This is a genomic window from Ruegeria sp. BF10, assembly GCF_056538725.1.
On the sequence record NZ_JBQFTR010000002.1, the window covers coordinates 168,093 to 186,670 of the forward strand.

Annotated in this window: 15 protein-coding genes and 1 tRNA gene; 12 read left to right on the forward strand and 4 right to left on the reverse strand. The window is 55.5% G+C overall.

Annotated features, from left to right (window positions below; translation table 11 throughout):
* Positions 1 to 13: 13 nt before the first annotated feature.
* Both phnD and ACR0DJ_RS10585 read right to left on the reverse strand, forming a co-directional pair.
* Positions 14 to 988: a phosphate/phosphite/phosphonate ABC transporter substrate-binding protein gene (phnD, locus tag ACR0DJ_RS10580; protein ID WP_170345390.1), complete on the reverse strand. Its 975-nt coding sequence runs from the start codon at positions 986 to 988 to the stop codon at positions 14 to 16.
* Positions 989 to 1,046: 58 nt separating this feature from the next.
* Positions 1,047 to 2,090 carry a DeoR/GlpR family DNA-binding transcription regulator gene (locus ACR0DJ_RS10585; protein ID WP_480684892.1) on the reverse strand — a complete coding sequence of 348 codons (1,044 nt, stop codon included), beginning with the start codon at positions 2,088 to 2,090 and terminating at the stop codon, positions 1,047 to 1,049.
* 11 nt (positions 2,091 to 2,101) lie between these two features.
* Between ACR0DJ_RS10585 and ACR0DJ_RS10590 the strand changes: the two genes are divergently transcribed.
* Genes ACR0DJ_RS10590 through ACR0DJ_RS10610 form a run of 5 tightly spaced genes read left to right on the forward strand, consistent with a single transcriptional unit; the run spans position 2,102 to position 7,500 of the window.
* Positions 2,102 to 2,566, forward strand: coding sequence for an NUDIX hydrolase (locus ACR0DJ_RS10590; RefSeq protein WP_480684893.1), 465 nt, complete (start codon positions 2,102 to 2,104; stop codon positions 2,564 to 2,566).
* A gap of 57 nt (positions 2,567 to 2,623) precedes the next feature.
* Positions 2,624 to 3,649, forward strand: coding sequence for an ABC transporter substrate-binding protein (locus tag ACR0DJ_RS10595; RefSeq protein WP_425079612.1), 1,026 nt, complete (start codon positions 2,624 to 2,626; stop codon positions 3,647 to 3,649).
* Entirely contained in the window at positions 3,650 to 5,866 is a 2,217-nt protein-coding gene (locus ACR0DJ_RS10600) for an ABC transporter permease (RefSeq protein WP_480684895.1), read from the forward strand.
* Positions 5,863 to 6,933: an ABC transporter ATP-binding protein gene (locus ACR0DJ_RS10605; RefSeq protein WP_257600966.1), complete on the forward strand. Its 1,071-nt coding sequence runs from the start codon at positions 5,863 to 5,865 to the stop codon at positions 6,931 to 6,933. Before ACR0DJ_RS10600 ends, ACR0DJ_RS10605 begins: the two co-directional genes overlap by 4 nt.
* Positions 6,934 to 7,500, forward strand: a complete 567-nt coding sequence (locus ACR0DJ_RS10610; RefSeq protein ID WP_480684896.1) for a histidine phosphatase family protein — start codon at positions 6,934 to 6,936, stop codon at positions 7,498 to 7,500.
* A gap of 3 nt (positions 7,501 to 7,503) precedes the next feature.
* On the opposite strand, the gene ACR0DJ_RS10615 is transcribed toward ACR0DJ_RS10610, so the two are convergent.
* A complete protein-coding gene (locus ACR0DJ_RS10615; protein ID WP_480684898.1) occupies positions 7,504 to 8,295 on the reverse strand; it encodes an inositol monophosphatase family protein in 792 nt (263 codons plus the stop codon).
* Between the two features lie 316 nt (positions 8,296 to 8,611).
* Positions 8,612 to 8,696 (reverse strand) — tRNA-Leu (locus ACR0DJ_RS10620).
* Between the two features lie 731 nt (positions 8,697 to 9,427).
* Between ACR0DJ_RS10620 and ACR0DJ_RS10625 the strand changes: the two genes are divergently transcribed.
* From ACR0DJ_RS10625 to ACR0DJ_RS10655, 7 genes are all read left to right on the forward strand, one after another.
* The gene (locus tag ACR0DJ_RS10625) at positions 9,428 to 9,949 is read left to right on the forward strand and encodes a hypothetical protein (RefSeq protein ID WP_254439997.1); all 522 of its coding nucleotides are present in this window, start codon (positions 9,428 to 9,430) and stop codon (positions 9,947 to 9,949) included.
* 2 nt (positions 9,950 to 9,951) lie between these two features.
* A complete protein-coding gene (locus tag ACR0DJ_RS10630) occupies positions 9,952 to 11,964 on the forward strand; it encodes a dynamin family protein (RefSeq protein ID WP_480684900.1) in 2,013 nt (670 codons plus the stop codon).
* 8 nt (positions 11,965 to 11,972) lie between these two features.
* Positions 11,973 to 13,724, forward strand: a complete 1,752-nt coding sequence (locus tag ACR0DJ_RS10635; protein ID WP_480684902.1) for a dynamin family protein — start codon at positions 11,973 to 11,975, stop codon at positions 13,722 to 13,724.
* Positions 13,725 to 13,776: 52 nt separating this feature from the next.
* Complete coding sequence (locus ACR0DJ_RS10640; RefSeq protein ID WP_170345364.1) at positions 13,777 to 14,178, forward strand: hypothetical protein; 402 nt, start codon at positions 13,777 to 13,779, stop codon at positions 14,176 to 14,178.
* A 23-nt stretch (positions 14,179 to 14,201) separates the two neighbouring features.
* On the forward strand, positions 14,202 to 15,074 hold the full coding sequence (locus ACR0DJ_RS10645) for a hypothetical protein (protein WP_480684904.1): 873 nt from the start codon (positions 14,202 to 14,204) through the stop codon (positions 15,072 to 15,074).
* Positions 15,075 to 15,142: 68 nt separating this feature from the next.
* Positions 15,143 to 17,185: a dynamin family protein gene (locus ACR0DJ_RS10650; protein WP_480684905.1), complete on the forward strand. Its 2,043-nt coding sequence runs from the start codon at positions 15,143 to 15,145 to the stop codon at positions 17,183 to 17,185.
* Positions 17,182 to 18,468, forward strand: a complete 1,287-nt coding sequence (locus ACR0DJ_RS10655) for a dynamin family protein (protein WP_480684906.1) — start codon at positions 17,182 to 17,184, stop codon at positions 18,466 to 18,468. Before ACR0DJ_RS10650 ends, ACR0DJ_RS10655 begins: the two co-directional genes overlap by 4 nt.
* The last annotated feature ends 110 nt before the right edge of the window (positions 18,469 to 18,578 follow it).

Sequence of the window (18,578 nt, forward strand, 5' to 3'; positions counted from 1 at the left end):
GATGAGCCGGAAGTTACTGGCAGGCGTAAGAGACGCCATTTGCTGCGTCAATTTTACGAATGACGTCCCAGAATTCCTGATAGGTCATCTCGAGGAATTGGCCTTCGTTCGATTTCGAGAACTCCGCCTCCAGAGTCGTGCCTTCCCAGTCGAAACTGAAAAACGCATTGCGGATCTTTTCCTGCAACTCGGGCGTCAGGTTGTAGACGGTGCCAAACCCTGTGGTCGGGAAGGTCTGCGACTTGTAGATCGTAATGACATCATCTTCCTTGATCACATCGCGCGAGATCATCCGGGACTTGACGGAATTCGCAATTGAGGCCGCCAGGTAATCCTTGTTGGCGACACCCAGGATCGAGTTGTCGTGCTTGCCCGAGTAGACAGGTTCGAAATCGCGTTCGGGCAGAAGATCAAAATCGCTTTTCAGGATCGCCGAGGGCGCTTTGAATCCCGAGTTGGATGTAGGCGATGTGAAAGCCAGTTGCTTCCCCTTGATGTCTTCGACCTTTTCGATGCCCGAACCCGGATAGGTGATGATCTCCATCTCGTAACCAAAATTTCCGTCCTTCGAAGCCATGATCGTGAACGGACGGAACCCGGCGCAGTTTACCGCAAGTGGGTTGGACCCGGTGTTGAAGCCTGCAATATGCAAACGGCCCGAACGCATCGCCTCGATCTGGGCCGCGTTGTTTTGAACGGGGAAAAAGACAACGTCCTTGCCAGTTTCCGCTTTCAAATGGTCAAGAAAGTCGGACCAAGCAGTTTTGTATACGGCGGGGTCTTCAACCGGCGTATAGGCAAAAATCAAAGTGTCCGGATCTATCTGCTCGGAAGGGTCCGTTGGGATATCCGCGATCAAATCACCGTCGGCATCACAAAAACGCTCGTCCAAGTCACCGCGTGGACAATCCTGCGCCGACGCCGTTCCACTTATCGACATGAGCGCGATTGCAGATGCCCCAAGCAATAGTTTGATATCAATCTTCATGTTTTCCTCCCAGTCATGTGCGGTGCTTTTTGTCCGCCGTTAATCAGTCATTTCACATCTACCCGGCAACGAGAACGTCGACCCCAGCGCCCTCAATAGCGTTACGCAATTCTCCTGTTGGTTTTTTGTCGGTGATTATCGAATCCAGGTCACTAAGGCCTCCTACCTGAGACAGGCCTTTCCGGCCGAATTTCCCGGAATCAACAAGAAGGTGCCGTTTCTCGGCTCGCGTCAGCATCACCCTTTTTACTGCCGCAAAGCCCCGCACTGTTTCTGAAGGGCCATCCGTCGAAAACCCCGAGGAACCGATCATGCACCTGTCGACGTTGAAACGGGACAGAAACTCCAGCGTCTCGGTTCCGATCGTTGCGGACTCAGTAGCCAAAAATTCCCCTGGGCATAACAGCACTTGTGCAGCCCCATGGCCAAGGGTCATAGCTACGGGAATGGAATTGGTGATTACCGTGCAAGGGGTATCAATATAAGCCAGTTCACGTGCCATTTCGATTGTGGTCGAGCCGGAATCGATCATGACCGTTTCACCGCTCTGGATCAGTTCCGCCGCTGTGGCGCCTATCCGTTCGCGTTCCTCAACCTGAGCGTTTGTTCGTTCATCCAGACCCGGATAGTGCCCTTGCGCGGCGGCCGACGCCCCCCCGTGTGCCCGCGCTATCAAACCGTCATTCGACAGCGCATCGAAATCTCTGCGTACCGTCTCGGTGGAGACGTTGAACCGCTGTGCAAGTTCATTGATGCGAACGTGCGGGCGCAGCTTCAGTTCCAGCAATATCTGTTGGCGCCGGTCGGACTTCTTTACCCGGCTTTGGTTCTTTTCAGACATTCTGCCGCGCGTTTTAGTTTTGGACATCCGACGACCCGACTTGGCTTCGAAACCTACTTTTGTGGGCTTTCGGTCATAATGCAATATTTTTTGTTGCATAACCCACGGAAGGTTGTGAGAATTCGAGCGAACACAAGTATTTCCAAGCGCAAAGCAAAGGTGCACAGACTGACCAAATTCAGAATACGAGCCAAGGCAAAGCGTTAACCGGCCAAATTTGCCAATAAGGCAGCTTTCTTTTGGTTTCTGGTCGTGTGGCATTGAGGAGCAGCATGGGTGACAGCGAAACGGCAGATCAGATTGCGGCGCTTCCGATGCGCTGGGACAAGACTGGCAAGTTGCGCGTTCTTATGGTCACTTCGCGGGATACCGGCCGGTGGGTTATCCCGAAAGGATGGCTAATGGACGGTAAAGAACCATGGCATGCCGCCGAAATCGAAGCGCAAGAAGAAGCAGGCGCTGTCGGCACCATTTCGAAACAGCCCATCGGTCATTTTTACTATGATAAACGATACGAGGGGCGAAGCAGCGTTCGCTGCCGCGTTACTCTTTATCCCCTGGTCGTCGAAAAGCTGAAGCGACACTGGAAGGAAGAAAGTGAACGCACACGTCACTGGTTTTCGCCGGCAAAGGCCGCAAAGTTGGTTCAAGAAAGAGACCTGTCAGACTTGCTGAACAATCTGACAGACGATCCAGAAGTCAAAGTTGTCATAAAGAAACTTCGAAAGGCTGCATGAGGAAGGGCATGAAAGAACCGGGAAACCCGGACGCATCAAGCTCAAAGGGAGGAAAAAATGAGGAAATTGATATCCACCACGGTTGGATCGGTGATCGCTCTGGCTGCGTCACTGTCGGCGGCACAGGCCGATAAACTGACACTTTACTGTTCGGCGCAAGAAGATTGGTGCCAACTGATGGCGCGCAGCTTTGAAGATGCCACGGGCATCGACGTCAACATGACGCGGAAGTCGTCAGGTGAAACTTTTGCACAAATACGCGCCGAAAGCTCGAACCCGAAAGGGGACGTTTGGTGGGGCGGTACGGGTGATCCGCATTTGCAGTCCGCCGAAGAAGGCCTGACGATGGAATACATTTCGCCGATGCGCGACCAGCTTCATGATTGGGCGATATCCCAGGCAGAAAGCGCGGGAAACCGAACGATCGGCATCTATTCGGGCGCACTTGGCTACGGCTACAATTCCGATCTTATCGCTGCCAACAACCTGCCCGAACCGGCCTGCTGGAAAGATCTGCTGAAGCCCGAATACAAGGGCCACGTTCAGATGGCGAACCCGAACTCATCGGGTACGGCCTATACCACGCTGGCGTCGATGGTGCAGATCTTCGGCGAGGATGAAGGTTTTGAGTTCATGAAAGGTCTGCATTCGAACATCAACCAATATACCAAGTCCGGGTCCGCGCCGATCAAGGCCGCCGGTCGGGGTGAGAACACCATTGGTATCGTCTTCATGCATGACGCCGTGAAGCAGGCCGTTTCAGGATTCCCGATTAAGGTCGTCGCGCCATGCGAGGGCACGGGATACGAAATCGGCTCGATGTCGATTATCAAAGGGGCGCGCAACGAAGAAGAGGCGAAAAAGTTCTATGACTGGGCGCTGTCTCCAGAAGCTCAGAACCTTGCTCTTCAGGTCAACGCGTTTCAGGTACCGTCGAACAAGAACGCAAAAACTTCGGAGAGCGCGCCAGACATGAGCCAGATCAAGCTGATTGATTATGACTTCAAAAAGTATGGTTCCTCAGACGAACGGAAGCGTCTGTTGCAGAAATGGGATGAAGAGGTTTCGACTCTGCCGCAGTAAATGACTGACCGGACTTCAAAAACGACCCATCCGGTCCTGATCTTCTGGATCACGGCCGGGTGGGTCGGATTCTGCCTGTTGCCTTGGTATATGGTCGACGGCGGCCTTTGGTCGTTCGAGTGGCTTTTGGACGGCTACCCATTCGATGAGGATTACGCGCCCGCTGCATTTTTGATCGGGCAGGGCGAAAAACTTTGGCTCGCGCCGCTCCTGATCGCACTGGCCCTGCCGCTTCTGGTGTTGAAGCGCACCAAATCTGATCCAGTTTACGCCCGCATACTGATCCTGTCAGGGGCGCTTGGCTTTGGCTGGCTGATCGCTCAGGGGTTCAGCATTGGCATCAGAGGTTTCAACTTCAACTGGTTGGAGGCGATGTTTGGCGAACTGGGCGACCGTCAGTTCGGCATGGGCTATGGCGCGATGATATGCGCCTCGAGCTTTTTGTTCCTGCTGACTCAGGGGATCGCGGCAAGGGGTGCCATTAACGGTGACGTCTTTGTCGTAAGCGCCATCGGCGGCGTGATTACAATCGTTACCGCGTTTGTCTTCTTCCCCATCGCCAAGATGCTTTTCGCTGCTTTCATCACCGAAGACGGCGCGTATTCCATCGCGGTTTTCTTCTCGAAGTTTTTCGATGATCGACTGTGGGGCCTGGGGTGTTTTCATGGCGCCCGATGCGGTGCGGCCTGGAACTCACTTTTCCTTGCCATCCTCGTTGGCTTCATCACAACGATCCTCGGCCTATGTTTCGCGTTGGTCGTGACGCGTTCGGGTTTCCGCTACAAGCGCGCGTTGCGGGCTCTGACCGTTCTGCCAATAATCACCCCGCCATTCGTGATCGGCCTGGCGCTGATCCTGCTTTTTGGCCTGTCCGGCTCTGTCACCCGGTTCTTTGCCGAACTGTTCGGCACGCAACCGACACGCTGGCTTTACGGAATGCCGGGCATCCTGATCGCGCAGACACTCGCGTTTACGCCAATTGCGTTTCTTGTTCTGATCGGTGTGGTTGAAGGTGTCTCTCCGTCGATGGAAGAAGCGGCGCAAACGCTCCGCGCCAGCAGATGGCAGACATTCAAGACGGTTTCCTTGCCCCTGATGCGGCCGGGTCTTGCGAACGCATTTCTTCTGGGCTTCATCGAAAGCATGGCCGATTTCGGAAATCCGCTTGTATTGGGCGGGAATTTCGACGTGCTTTCGACCGAGATATTCTTTGCCATCGTCGGCGCTCAGTACGATCAGGGCAGGGCCGCGGTTCTGGCCATGGTGCTTCTGTTCTTCACTCTTTCCGCCTTTTACGCGCAGCGTGTCTGGCTGGGAAAGAAAAGCTATACAACCGTCACCGGCAAAGGGGATGCCGGCGTTCATCCACTGATGCCGACTGGCCTTTCTGTTCCGGTACTGCTCATCGCTCTGGGCTGGGCGCTGTTCACGATTGTTGTCTACGCGATGATCATTTACGGCAGTGTTGTCGAGCTGTGGGGCGTCGATAACTCGCTGACGATCAAACACTACATCACTGCATTCTCGGTCCGCTTCGAAGACGAGGGAATTCGCTGGACCGGAGCCGCTTGGGACAGTTTCTGGACCACCATAACCATCGCGGCCATTGCTGCCCCATTGACTGCCGCCGTTGGTCTGGTGACCGCTTACCTGCTGACAAGACAAAGTTTTGCAGGCAAGAACGCTTTCGAATTTGGAACAATGCTGTCCTTCGCCATCCCCGGGACAGTGATCGGCGTCAGCTACATCCTGGCCTTCAACGTTCCGCCAATTGAAATCACGGGTACGGGTGTCATTCTCGTTGTCAGCTTCATCTTCCGCAACATGCCGGTTGGCGTTCGTGCGGGGATCGCGAGCATGTCGCAGCTTGACCGCAGCCTGGATGAATCCTCGCTGACCCTTGGTGCAAACTCGTGGCAGACGTTCCGAAACATCATTCTGCCGCTGTTGCGCCCTGCGATACTTGCTGCGCTCGTTTACAGCTTTGTGCGCGCCATGACGGCGATCTCGGCCGTCATCTTTCTGGTCAGTGCAGAATATGACATGGCGACCAGCTACATCATCGGTCGGGTCGAGAACAACGACTATGGCCTTGCGATCGCCTATTCGACGACGCTGATCTTCGTGATGCTCGCGGCGGTCGGCTTATTGCAACTTCTCGTCGGTCGGGTCCAGATTGGCCGACGCACGCAGCACGGAACGGAGACATCGCCATGACCGACACCAAAATCGGTTCCAAGGCTGCCCCAGTACGCTTTGAGAACGTGTCGAAAGTGTTCGGCAAGGATGTCGTCGCCGTCGACAACATCGACCTGCACGTCGAGGCAGGAAAACTCGTCACGCTGCTTGGCCCGTCAGGCTGTGGGAAAACAACGACTCTGCGCATGATTGCCGGGTTGGAAATGGCAAGCTCGGGCAAGATCCTGATCGGTGATCGGGACGTGACCAAATTGCCTGCCACCGACCGTGACGTATCCATGGTGTTCCAGTCATACGCGCTTTTCCCTCACATGAGCGTGCTGGAAAACGTGATGTATGGCCTCACTTTCTCGGGCTTTGCAAAGGATGAAGCCCGCAGCCGCGCTCTGAACGGGCTGGAACTTGTTGGTCTTCAGGGGTTCGACAACCGTCTTCCCTCTGAACTGTCAGGGGGTCAACAACAGCGTGTTGCAGTCGCCCGCGCGCTGGTTCTTGAGCCGCAGGTTCTACTGTTCGACGAGCCGCTGTCCAATCTTGATGCCAAGCTTCGCCGTCAGGTGCGAGAGGATATTCGGGCTATCCAGCAAGATCTTGGTTTGACCGTTGTCTACGTGACCCACGATCAGGAGGAGGCACTGGCGGTCTCGGATGAGATTGTTGTCATGCGCAACGCAGCAATCGCCCAAATGGGCACACCACGCCAGCTTTATGACGCCCCGAACGACCGATTTGTTGCCGATTTCATAGGCGAGGCAAACCTTTTGGAATGCCAAATCGTCGATATCAATGGCGACGCGGCAACGATAGAAATAGAAGGGTATCGCCACACGCTACCACGTCGTGGATTGTCCGAAGGACCCGCGACCATCGCCGTGCGACCCTCTCGTCTGGTCATCGGCTCAGACCAAGGCATCCCAGCCACGGTGGCCAAGGCGACCTATGTTGGCGTTCGGATGGAATACACGCTGACCGGTGAATTCGGTCAGGTTTTTGCCGTTCACGATGACGTCGATGCGCCGCTGGATCCCGGCACCGAGATCAAAATGGGCTTTGCTGACAAAGGCCCCGTTCTTTTGCCGGATTAAATGCCGAAACTCATTATCATCTCGCACCCCGAGGTCGCAATCGATCCGGCCGCCCCGATAACCGAATGGGGCTTGAACACTGTGGGCCGCAAACGCGCTACTGCATTTGCATCCAGCGAAGTCTTGTCCAACGTGGCGCAAGTATGGACCAGCAGCGAGCGGAAGGCCCGCGAAACAGCTGAGATTCTTGCTGCACCACGAGCGCTACCCGTGAATTGCAACTTGGGCCTTGGTGAGAACGACCGCAGCGCAACCGGTTACTTGCCTCGGGACGATTTCGAGGCCGCAGCCGATGCTTTCTTTGCTCAGCCGGATAAGAGCTATCGTGGTTGGGAAACAGCTGTCGAGGCGCAGAGACGCATTCATCGCGCAGTAACAGAGATAACCCAGACGCATCATGCCGGGGATCTTGCAATCGCGACACACGGGGCAGTAGGCACATTGCTTTGGTGCGCACTTTCGGATTGTTCGATAGACCGCAAGTATGACCAGCCCTCGCAAGGCCATTTCTGGCAGGCTGATCTAACGACACTCAAACCTGATTCAGGTTGGGTCTCTTTTACTTAGACGTTAAGCGCTCCAAGCGTTCTCTGCGATCTCACGCAACGTCTCGAACACATCTGGCGTGCCTGCGATCACGCGTCCGCCGTCTCGGATCATCGCATCGGCGTTCTGATCCTCGACAACGCCGCCCGCTTCCGCGACCAACAATTGCCCAGCCAGACAATCCCAAGCATTCATGTGCTCCTCGACGTAACCCAAAAGGCGTCCGGCAGCGACGTAGGCCAACGAAAGCGCTCCGCTGGCATTTCTGTGAAACATCGCCCCGTGCTCGATCAGATCCTCGATCACGGGTAAAACATGACGGCTTTCAATCCGGTTCGAGTACCCTACGGCCACAGTTCCGTCGCGCAACGCCACTCCTGATGCGACGCGTATCGGTGATCCGTTGAGTGTCGCTGTTTCCCCGCGCGTTGCGACAAATGTTTCATCCATGTTCGGATCATGGATCACACCAATCTCCGTTTGGCCGTTGGTGACACCAGCCAGAACAATGGTCCATGCTGGAATACCATTCACGAAATTCGTGGTTCCATCGATTGGATCAATAACCCAGTCAAAGCCACTCTCTCCCGTTGCCGCGCCATGTTCTTCACCGTAAACGCCATCTTTGGGCCAAGCCTCCGCGATCCTTTGACGAATGAAAGTCTCGACGTTCCTGTCTGCCTCGCTAACCCAGTCCTGAGCGCCTTTTTGATCAACGACAAGATTGACCCGATCTGCAAAGAGCTTTTTGGCCATTACCCCGGCCTGCTGGCAGACTTCGGTGGCAAAATCTCTGCGTTCTGAAAGTCGAGACATAAGTGCTCCTTTTTCGGTTGGAGAGTTGCCAGCAACATTTTCTGGCGTATCCGATCTCTTCCGCGCCCAGAGTGCTGGGGCAGGGCATTCTGCTGATCAACTATGCTCCAGTAAGATACACTACGCCGGTTTCCAGGTTGCGAAAAGGCTCACTGGTTTTCCGTTTGACGTAGACTTGAAGCGCTTGAACCGTCGAAGCATTCAAAAAGCGCAAAAATCTCAGGGTGTTGAATTCAACGGGGGACGAGTCTCAATAACTCGATCCCATTATTTTTGCATCTAAAATACGTATAATGATGATTATGGTAATTCTATATGGTGCGGGTGGAGGGACTTGAACCCCCACGCCTTGCGGCGCCAGAACCTAAATCTGGTGCGTCTACCAATTTCGCCACACCCGCATCCAAGCGCATTAGCGCTGAATTGAAGCGGTCAATAACAAAGCTTGCATCGGAGTGCGAGAGGGAAAATTCGAGGAGTTCAAAGTTTGTGACTTGCCAAGCTGCCTGGTCGAAAACTGCAACCTGTTTTCGACCTTGTTGATACAGCAAGCAACAAAACGGCCGCGAAACCAGAGGCGTCTGACCCCCCCTGCAACTGGATTGCAAGCAGCTGTATGACGTTGCTTTTCCGCTTTTGGGTCACAGGTTGACGCTCGGCACAGTTAAGCCGGTCAAAAACGCGCTAACGTTGAATAAACGCCAGAACTACCGGTCGAAACTTGTGCCGCCAAAAGTGGTGGAGAATCAGAGTTCAACGGACCAGAGTTGGTGCAGTCTGATCCGGAAAACCGTCGCAGACTGTGATGCTGGATCTGCCCGGGCACATGGCTCCATCCGCCAGATTCGGTGCTTTCAGAAAAGCAGCGCAACTTAAATATTTGTTTTTATTTGAAAGTATGAAGCCAACAGGCTTTCAACCCTCAATTCATTCGAGTGGACCTGAAAAGACATCAGCTTTGCCCTTTTGACTGTGCCGACTATGCCTGCATACAAGCTTGCCAGACGTTTCACTGTCTGTTCTGCCGCTTTGAAATACTCGCGTCGGTTGAGGCATTCTTATGCGAGGTCGACCACATTGCCGCCACAATTCAACCGCTAAAAAATCTTATTCGCGCCAAAATAACACCGCCTTGAAGGTACTTGTTGTTTATCAGGAGTTAATGAGTCTTTTTGCCACTTTGGCACCGGTACGAGTATTTTTGCTCAACTCCAATACAAGGCTTTCTGCTGTGACCGATTTGAATCCCTCCGCTGCCGCCGAGCAAGAAGCCGTCTTCTTCGCTCGTGAGAGTTTCCTTGGTGAGCTCAAGACTCTGAATCGCGACCATCCGACCACAGGCTTTGGCATTTCCCTTCGAACGCATTCGGGTGAACATTATCTGCTTGCGAACGCCCGCATGCCGTTACCCGCCGCAAAATCCGAAGGTTTCCCGACCGGGCGCCGCGTTGCATGCCTCGAAAACGGCGACCGCTTCAGCTCGATCGAAGTTCTGGCCGATTCCAAATCGTACGAGACCATTTCACCCCGGGCCGAAGCCGAAATACTGGGCAATGCATTGGACCTGATCGCGCGAATCGACACTCTGACAAGCGTTCCGGCGGGGCGTGTTGCACACGAACCCCAAATTGCTGCAACGGGAACCGGAGGTTAAGTATGGCGCGCAACGATCACCTTTTGTCTGTAGGCAACGAAGCACTGGCACCGATGACGGCGACCATGGCTTCACTGACGGCTCAGATTGATCAACTGACTGAGGTGGCTGATGCGCGCTCCTCGGCACGGCTGGCGACCCTCAAGACCCGGATGGAAAATTTTACCGCCAGCGTCACGATGGTGGGCCAGGTCAAGGCCGGAAAATCCTCGATCGTCAATATTCTTGCCGGGCGCCCTGGCCTGCTTCCGTCAGACGTCAACCCGTGGACGTCAGTGGTTACGACCCTGAACATCAACACGCGCCCGCCCGGTGATACAAAGGCCAAGTTCACGTTTTTCGAGCAGGAAGAATGGGACAACCTGATGGTCGGCGGCGGTCGTCTTGGTGAATTGGCCAATCGCGCCGGCGCAGATGACGAGATGGAAGACATCCGCCGTCAGATCGGTGAAATGAAGGCCAAGTCAGAGGAACGTCTTGGCAAGCATTTCGACCTGATCCTGGGCCAAAGTCATCAGTATGATCATTTCGATGAGGAACTGATTCAGCGCTATGTCTGCCTGGGCGATGAAGATGATCCCGATATTGATCCAAAAACGGGCCGGTTTGCCGATGTTACCAAATCAGCCGAACTGTATATGGACATTCCGCAATACCCCATCGCGCTGAAACTGTGCGACACACCCGGTGTGAACGATACGTTCATGGTGCGCGAACAAATCACGCTGCGCAGCCTGCGCGGATCTGAAGTCTGCGTTGTGGTGTTGGCGGCAAGCCAGGCCCTGACGACGATGGACATGGCCCTGATGCGCATTATCGCGCAGTTCGAGAACCGGCAGATCATCCTGTTCGTCAACCGGATCGACGAACTTTCCGATCCTGTGAAACAGGTGCCAGAGATCCGTGACCGCATTCAGGACACGCTGAAACAGAACAATATCGACACCAATACCAGCGTCGTTTTTGGCAGCGCGTTGTGGGCCGAAGCGGCGTTGACCGGGAACCCGGATATTCTGACAGAAGAGTCGCGCCAGGCTTTGAATACGTTCTACCTGGCGGCCGGTTTCGGTGATCAGGCGGCCTCGCTCGACAAAATCTGGGCGCTTTCCGGTCTGCCCGATCTGCTGCTGGCCATGAATGAGCGCATTGCGGAAGGTGCCGGAGCGCGCCTGATGGACCGCGTCCGCCATCGGGCCCGTAACATTGCCAGTCAGATCCGCGCGACTGCGGTTGCCAAGAATCTGTCGGAAGGCGAAGGCGTTGCACGGGATCTTGACGGCGTGTCGCCCGAAGAAGCGATAAACACGGTGTCAGCTGAATACGAAAAGAAAGCAGCCGAGTTGACAAATGCGTTGCGCGGCAAAGTGTTGGAGCGTCTGAAGTCAGCCGAGGACAATTTCGTCAAACGCGCGACGGACTCTCTGATCGCGCATCTTGAAAAAAATGGCGAACAAGGCACGTGGCAATACGATCCCGCAGGTTTGCGGACGTTGCAAAAGGCTGCCTATTTCAGTTTTGCCCGCGCCATGCGAAAAGACGCCGGGGCGTTGTATGCAACCGCCGCTGCGGATGTTGAGGCGCTTTATCACAAAATACTTGGCAACCATCTGGGCGAATTCAGCATCGAAGCACCCATTGTTCCCCGTGTTCCGCCACCTCTGGGTATCGGCCGGACGATTGCACTGGACTTGCAAAGCACTTGGTGGCGACGTTGGTGGCAACGCCGAAAGGGGTTTGAGGCATACGCGGCGGATTACACGCGGCTGATCGCGTCCGAGGCAAATTCGATCACCAAGGATATCGAGGAAAACCAGATTGCAGCGGTGCTGGAAAACGTCCGTGCGATTCTTACGGATTTCTTGCGTGAGCAGAAGGAAACCCTGCTGAGCATCTCGTCTGCTGCCGACAAGAATCCGGGTAAGACTGCGGCAGCGATGGCGGGTTTGCAGCCTCAGAAATCCAAGGACGAGATTCTGGGCGACATACTGAAAGATCTAAGCAACGAAGCGGCATAAGTAGAAAAATGGCAAAAGATACACAAACACGCTTTGTTTCACCGAAGGCATGGGAACGCATCGAGCAGTGGTCCCGCCGCAAGCCGGTTTTCGCCCTGATGGGCGAATTCAGCGCCGGGAAGTCCACGTTGATGAACTTTTTGCTGCGGACGCAGACCTTGCCGACGCAGGTGACGGCAACCCAGTTGCCACCGGTTTGGTTTAGCTGGGGCAATCAGGCGCCCTATATCAAACGTCATGATGGAAGTATCGAACTGATCGAGCTGGATCAGCTTGAAACCGTTGGTGTCAATGACGCACAGTTCATCCGTATCTATCTTGAGGCCGATATTCTGGAAGCAGTGGACCTGATCGACACGCCCGGCATTTCGGATCCCAAGATCTCGACGGATGTATGGCAACGTGCGGTGGGTCAGGCAAACGGCGTCTTGTGGTGTACCCACGCGACGCAAGCCTGGCGCGAAACCGAACGCGCGACATGGGTTTCCCTGCCCGAACGGTTGCAGCACAATTCTTTGCTTCTGGTGACGCGGGCAGATGCCCTGAGCCTCAAAGACCGCCAAAAAGTACTGCGCCGCGTTAACCGCGAGGCGGGTCACCTGTTCAGTCGGTCCATTCTGTTCTCGGCTCGCGACGCGATCACTGCCCGGGACAAGACAGGCGATGCCGAGATGTGGTCACGCAGCGGCGGAGGCAAGATGATCGACAGCTTCCTGGAGATCACGGAACAGATTATGGACAACCGCGCCGACCAGCTGGCTCGGTACCAGATCGACAAGAGCCAGGCCGACGCACCCAAAGTCAAACCTTTGCGCCCTGCCCGTTCATCAAACGAGCCGACAGCCAAAGACGAAGCCACACCCTTGAGGTTGGTAAACCCGCTTGAGGCCGCCGGGCAGTCGAACGCTGAAGGCGAAACAGTTGTTACCAGCTTCCCGGTACGGCCTGCCCGGGTCGAGCGGCGCTCGGATGAGGCCGAGCGGGTTCGGATCGATGCGGAAGAGGCTGAACGGCTGCGCGCAGAGATGACGTCAGAGCCGGTACCGTTGCCCGTTGAACCCGACACAAGCGATGATCTGCGTTCCTTGTTCAAGGACACGTCGAACGATCCGCTGGAATTGACGAATGTCGCGGGCCTTGAGGATGACGAAGACGAATTCGAGCTGTCCGTTGACGCCGATCTGGAAGACTCATTGGATGATGCCCCGAGCGCCCTGGAGGATGCTGAAATCAGCCCCGCGCCTCTTGCGGCTGTTGACGAGTCCGATGATGTGCTCGCCTCGCTGAACACTTCGATGCAAGAGACCTCGATCGTGCCGGATGGGGAAGACGAGGAATCCAAGCAGGCCGATTTGGCGGAAGATCGCGGCATAGAGGTTTCCGTATCCTCGATCACGGCATTGATGGCCGCGCAAACCGGCAACAATGCGGATGACTATGAGCCGGAACCCGAAACCAGCGGTTTGATCGAAGCGGCCACCACCGAACAGGTTGATGCAGTTGAAAGAAACGTTGCCACGCTGGGTGGCTTACCCGAAGTTGCGGTTGGATCGCCCCTCAGCGCGTCGGATATGTGGCAGGAGGTTTCGAGAAATGAAGACCTGCCGCAGGATGCAGAAGGGCTGAAGAACGTATTCAAGGCTTTTCTGGCCGAGTTCGATCAGATCGCCATAGAACACAACGAAAAGCAGACCAAAGAGGCACTTCGAGCCATTCCGAAAGCCAAAGAAAACAGCGGCGCTGAATGGCATGTATTGTAAGGGCGCCCGAATCGAAGTAGTGAGAAACTAATAAATGAAAACAATGGCTTAGATGTCTATTCAAACCGCACTGAACTCCGCCATGGAAACGATACCCGACTGTATTGCAGCCGGGTATATCGACATGGAGACAGGGATGCTTTTGGGCAGCTCTGTTTCTGATCCTGACTGCGCGGATTCGTTGGATGTTTTGGCGGTGGCTGTGGCCAATCTGTTTCAGGGGCAAGGGGTTGCAGCCTTTGAAGCGCTCTTGCGTCAGGCTGGCAGTGCGGACGAAGAAAACGCTGGTTTCGGGGAAGTCGCCGTTTTTTTCAAGGATAGGCTGAACATCTTTTTGCGGACCAAGGAATATCCTGATCATGTGGTCTGCTACATCTGTCGCAACAGTGCGAATGTCGGACTGGCGCTTACCAAATCACATCTCAGTCTGGGGCCGGTCGCGGCTGCGGTTTGAACGGGACCAGAGGGGGTCACGGCATGATGGACACGGACATTCTCGACCTGCTTGAAGATATCAGGCGGACCTCGGTCGCACGGCTGTCTCCGACCGTAAGGATCGCAGGGGAAACAGCGGCCGCGCGCCGGTCTGCGGTATTGCGGGCAATCCGCGGCACAGTATTGCCACGCCGGTTGGAATTTACCGCCGCAAACGGGGATTGTCTGGCAATCGAGGTGAACAGCTCTCGGATCACGGATGTCTTCAAGGTACCGGCAGGTGAGGTTCCGGACTTTGAAACGGAACCACGCGCCGAACTGATCGAGAAGCTGGCTGGATTGGTGTCGGAGATCTCGGCCTCGCCTGCCCCGCTTGAGTTGACGTCGGGCAGGCCGGACACAGCGCTTGAAGTGGATGAGGTAGGTATCACCTTCAGCGAAATCGAGAACGCCTGCGCCGCCATCGAGCTTCCGTCCGAACCGATTGTATCCGTCGTCCCGAGCACTGAGAAACCTGTTGATGACTTTCCGCCCGCCGAGGCAACTCCTGATGCAGCGGAAACACTTCCCCAACGTTTTTTTGAAGCGTCGAGCCGCTTCGCCTCGGGGCGTGTGTTCGTGGACAGGTCGGACGAAGCCGCACCGCTTTTGGAAGGCGTATGCAAGCCATCTGAGCCGATGTATCCCGACCAGGAAACGCTGGCCCGTTTTGTGGCTGATCTTGCCGGCTGGGATGGTGATTCTCAGCATGAGAGTGAAGACCCGCAACTGATTGTCATGCGGCCATCGGGCGGTAAAGGGGCCGGTCTGGCCGTCTTGAGCGACGGTGGTCAGATCGCGGTCGCCATCCACGAAGCCCGCAAACTGGGGGCGGTCGTCAATCTGTGGACCTCTTTGCAGGAGGCAGAGAAATGATTGCCTCCGTTGAATTCAAATTTTCGACTACTTCAATCTGTTTTTTATTGTAGCCAGGGTAATGAGTAATGAGTGAAACACATCGCCGCGAACTTATTCGCATAGCAGAAGAAATGAACGGGATCAGCAACGATGAAACGCGCCAGTTCATTTCCCGCATCATTGGTGATCTTAGCAATCTGAAACCGTCAATTGCGTTTGTCGGGCAAATCAAGGCTGGAAAGTCGCGTCTGATCAACGGCTTCACCGGTCAGGCAGAGTATTTGCCTTCGGATGTCAACCCGTGGACAACTGTTATCACCGATATGCACTTCGGGCACCCGTCCGGCAGGACGCAAGGTGCCGAATTCCATTTCTTCGACAATTACCAATGGCAATCGCTGATCGCCGAAGGTGAAGAACTGCGCAACATGTTTCCCGATGACGAGGACAGTTACAAGCGCGAGATGATCGAGGAACAGGTCGAGGCCATGAAGGTCCGGGCGCGTCGGCGTCTGGGTGACAGCTATGAGCAGCTGCTGGGCCAACAGCACGATCTGGACGAACTGACGTCAGATGACCTGGCCAGATATGTCTGTGCCGGGGATGATCCGTCCGAGGACGGGGCTTTGGATCCGGGCAGTGATCGCGGGCTTTACAGCGACATCACCCGCAAGGCCGAGGTCTATTTTGAATTGGGCCATTTTCCGTTTCCACTGACGGTTACTGACACGCCCGGCGTGAATGACCCTCTGCTGATCCGCGAAGAAATTTCACGACAGTATCTGAAGGAATCCGATTTCTTTGTGGTGGTTCTGTCCGCGCATCAGGCATTGTCGCGCGCGGATCTGAAACTGTTCCGGTTGATGCAAGCACTGGAACTTGGGCAGATCGTCGTGTTTATCAACCGAGTGGATGAACTGGGCGGCGGCGCCGAAGACGCTGCCAAGGTTCGTCTGGACGTATTGGACGGGTTGGAAAAGGCGCTCGGCAACTCGAACATCGATGTCCTGATGGGCAGCGCGCAATGGGCGCACTATGCTTTGACCGGTGATGAAACAGGGGTGAACCACGACCACGTTCTGGCATGGCTGCGCGCCCACCCGGAACAGATGCAGCAATACCTCAAGGGTGTGGCCGAGATCAAACAAGGCCCCGGACCGATCAGCCGCGAAGCGGTTCTGCGCTTTGCCGCAATGATCGCGTCCGGCCTGCCCGATCTGCGCCGTCATGTCACCCAGGCTTTGACGGACGGACCGATCAACGAACAGTTGCGGATGGCCTGGCAACATCTCGACAGCTTCGCGCGCGGAGAGCTTGAGCGCTCTCAGGTTCGTTTGCGGGCGCTTCAAGATGAAGACGGCTTGGATGTTCGAAATGCCGATGAAAGCGACAAGACACTTGGCGACCTGCGCAAGCTGATTGCTGAAAAAACGCAGGAGATCACGCGTGACATGGATGATGTCCTGTCGAATCTGCGCGGGGTCATGGATGACACTGTCTCGGAATCGGTGGCTATCGTTGTGCGCGGGCCGGACGGCCAGTCGCCTCTGCTGGCAAAAGGTGGAGAGACCGAGCTCAATTTTACACCATTGCGCGAACGTATGCGTGAACTGGTACAGGGGGCATCGCAAGTTGTTCGGCAGCGCATGCTCAGCGAGCTTTACGCGATCGACATGCATTGCAATGCCGCCTTGCGGGCATTGCCGGGATGGCAAGAGCCGGTCGACAATCGCATGAACACCAGTGCTGTACGTTGGTTCCGGCCGGACACCACCGCCCTGACCCGTGGCATTACCGTTGAATTGCGTGTAAACTGGTTGTCGCGTCTGATCTCGCGCAATAGCGTTGTGGCGCGTGCAGAACGGCTGATCGTGCAGGAATTCGAGCTGATCGGGGATGACCTGATCGACACGACTCGCGACGATCTGTTGGAACGGCTGAACACGGTTCTGGACCACTATATGGCCCTTCTGGCCGGTCATCTTGAACACCGTTCCAACTCAGGAGAACTGAACGCCCAGGCGGAGGCGCAAGGTGCATTCGACAGGGCGCGTCGCATTGCAGCCGAGCTGGAGACGGTTTTTGGAACACCCGATGCGGATGAAAGACAAGCAAAGGCTGCGGAATGATTGAGTTTCCCGGAACTGAAAAGGAAGTACGCCAACTGGAGCGCTTCCTGACCGCAACTGAAAACCTGACGCAGGACGCGGCGTTGGAGGATATGCGCGCGCGGGCTCTGTCCCACGCCGAACGTCTGTCAAATGCGGTCAATATCGGTTTCGCCGGGGAATTCGGCGCAGGCAAGTCAAGTCTGGCGAACATGCTGGCTGGCGCGGACATTCTGCCAACTGGCCCGCAGCATCTGAAATTGCCTCTGGTGATCGTCGCCTACGCGGAAGCGCCTGAAACGACTGTCGGTTGGTGGAACAGGGAGCCAAAGACCTATTCAGGCATAGTGCTGGAAAAAGCCGCCCAGGAAAAGCCCGATTTCATATCGGTCGGTATCAATACACCGGCTCTCAAGGAAATATCGCTGTTTGATCTTCCGGGCTCGGGTGCTCTCGATGATACCTACAAGCCGACTTTGGATCTGCTGAAATTCGTCGATTGTGCCATCTGGTGCACAAATGGAACCAATGCCTGGCGCGAGACCGAGCGCCACCTGTGGTCCCAGGTGCCCCCCGAATTGCGGGCCAACAGCCTGCTGGCCGTTACACATGCTGATCTTCCACCGGTTCAGGGTGCCCTGGACCGCGTCCTTGCGCGTTTGAACAAGGAAAAGGAAGGAATGTTCCGCGCTGTTGTCCCAATTGGTACGCCGGTTGCGGTGCGTGCCATGGCGCAGGAGCCCGAGCCCGACTTTGCGCTTTGGGAAACCTGCGGCGGACAGAACCTTGCGGAACACGTGCTGGAAGCGGCCTCCGACCGGCGTCGCGGCGATCTCGAGGCTGCGCGGAAAGATTTGCAGCAGGACTTCCTGCCTTATCTTGAGGCGCTGAAGGGCGCAGAACCAGAGCCTGTGTCGAATGATACCGCATCGATGCAGTCAACGCTGGAATCTGCCCTGCCCCCGTTGAACAATCCCATTCTCGAGGACTGGCTGGCCGCAATAGCAAGCATCTATGAAGATTTACGTGAAACCTCTGACATCGAACCGGCCGCGTTTCTGAACAGCTGTCAGGAGATCGTCGAAGATTTTGCGGAACGGCTGGAGCAAGGTGGTGAAATCGACCCCGAAGCTGATTGGATTCCTGCAGAATTTGAAAAGGCGACAGATTTGCTTTTGTTGCTGCAATTCGAAAGCGGAGACGCGCCGTTGAAGGACGCAATCAGCATTCTGGCGCAGCTGGGCGACAACCTTGCCTGGGCTGGTAGCTCGGTTGCGGTGGCACAACCGAAGACCGGAACCTGACGTCTTCCCGTCAAGATTGAGCTGCATTGCAGCGATTCGAAGGGCCGAGGAATCGGCCCTTTATTGTTTCGAATTCGTGGACCAACACGCTTGATTTGGGGTTTCAGTTT